This window comes from Stutzerimonas stutzeri, from assembly GCF_000935215.1.
Taxonomy (GTDB): Bacteria; Pseudomonadota; Gammaproteobacteria; order Pseudomonadales; family Pseudomonadaceae; genus Stutzerimonas.
In genome coordinates, this window is record NZ_JXXD01000355.1 from 1 (window position 1) to 1,228 (window position 1,228).

Below are 1,228 nucleotides of genomic sequence, written 5' to 3' on the forward strand. Positions count from 1 at the left end.
TTCCGAGTCGACTTGTCAGGAGGTACAAGATGGATACGAAAGACACGATTTCAGTGCTCAACGACCTGATTGAAACCAGCAAGGATGGCGAAAAGGGCTTCCTCGAATGCGCCGAAGACCTGCGCGATCCGCAGCTCAAGAGCACCATGAATCAGCGTTCGCGCGACTGCGCTACTGCCGCCGCCGAGCTGCAGCAACTGGTGCGCTCCATGGGCGGCGATCCGGAGACCAGCACCAGTGTGGCTGCCGACATGCACCGTCGCTGGGTCGACCTCAAGTCGATGATCACCGGCAAGGACGACGAGGCCATTCTCAACGAGTGTGAGCGTGGTGAGGATGTCGCGGTTAAGAGCTACCGCAAGGCGCTGGAAAAAGACCTGCCAGCCGAAGTGCGGATCGTGGTCGAACGTCAGTACCAGGGCGTACAACGCAACCATGATCAGGTGAAGGCTTTACGCGACGCGGCTCGCGCCCGGAGCTGATGCTTCGCCAGCCGGTCAGGGTTTGAAGAACGCCAGCGCATGCTGGCGTTTTTCGTTTCCGCCGGTCAGTCGACCTGAGCCGGTTCGGCGATTTCGCAACCCTTGAGTACCAGGCGAATGATGGTGTCGGCCGCCGCATCGTAGTCGGCGTCGTCGAGGCGGTTCTTGCCGGTGACGGTGCTGATCTGCCAGTCGAAATCGGCGTAGGTCTGGGTCGCCGCCCAGATGCTGAACAGCAGGTGATTGGCATCGACCTTCGCCATCAGGCCGTCGTCGATCCAGCGCTGGATGCAGGCGATGTTGTGTGCCGCCTGGGCGTTGAGTTGTGCAGTGCGTTCCGGTGACAGGTGCGGAGCGCCGTGCATGATCTCGTTGGCGAACACCTTCGAGGCGCAGGCGTGGTCGCGGGAAATCCTGATCTTGGTGCGGATATAGGCGCGCAGGACCTCGGCCGGGTGGCCTGGCTGGTTGAACGGTGCCGAGGCTTCGAGCAAGGGTTCGACGATGCTCTCCAGCACCTCGCGGTAGAGATTTTCCTTGGACTTGAAGTAGTAGTAGACGTTGGGCTTGGGCAACCCGGCGCGGGCGGCGATGTCACTGGTCTTGGTCGCGGCGAAGCCCTTTTCGGCGAATTCTTCGCTGGCGGCTTTGAGGATCAGCTCTTTGTTGCGCTCACGGATACTGGACATGGGGGCCTTTCGCTGGCTGCCGGCGATACGAACAAGCGCCCGCATGCTAGCACCCTG

Annotated in this window: 2 protein-coding genes; one reads left to right on the plus strand and one right to left on the minus strand. The window is 61.2% G+C overall.

Annotated features, from left to right (window positions below; all coding sequences use genetic code 11):
• Window positions 1-29: 29 nt before the first annotated feature.
• Window positions 30-482, plus strand: coding sequence for a PA2169 family four-helix-bundle protein (locus LO50_RS23330; RefSeq protein ID WP_014819409.1), 453 nt, complete (start codon window positions 30-32; stop codon window positions 480-482).
• A 65-nt stretch (window positions 483-547) separates the two neighbouring features.
• Here LO50_RS23330 and LO50_RS23335 read toward each other — a convergent pair whose 3' ends face one another.
• Window positions 548-1,171: a TetR/AcrR family transcriptional regulator gene (locus LO50_RS23335; RefSeq protein ID WP_014819410.1), complete on the minus strand. Its 624-nt coding sequence runs from the start codon at window positions 1,169-1,171 to the stop codon at window positions 548-550.
• Window positions 1,172-1,228: the final 57 nt, after the last annotated feature.

Excerpts from the sequence above, each read along its gene's own strand:
- LO50_RS23330 (WP_014819409.1), top strand. The coding sequence starts at position 30 with ATGGATACGAAAGACACGATTTCAGTGCTCAACGACCTGATTGAAACC.
- LO50_RS23335 (WP_014819410.1), bottom strand. The coding sequence starts at position 1,171 with ATGTCCAGTATCCGTGAGCGCAACAAAGAGCTGATCCTCAAAGCCGCC.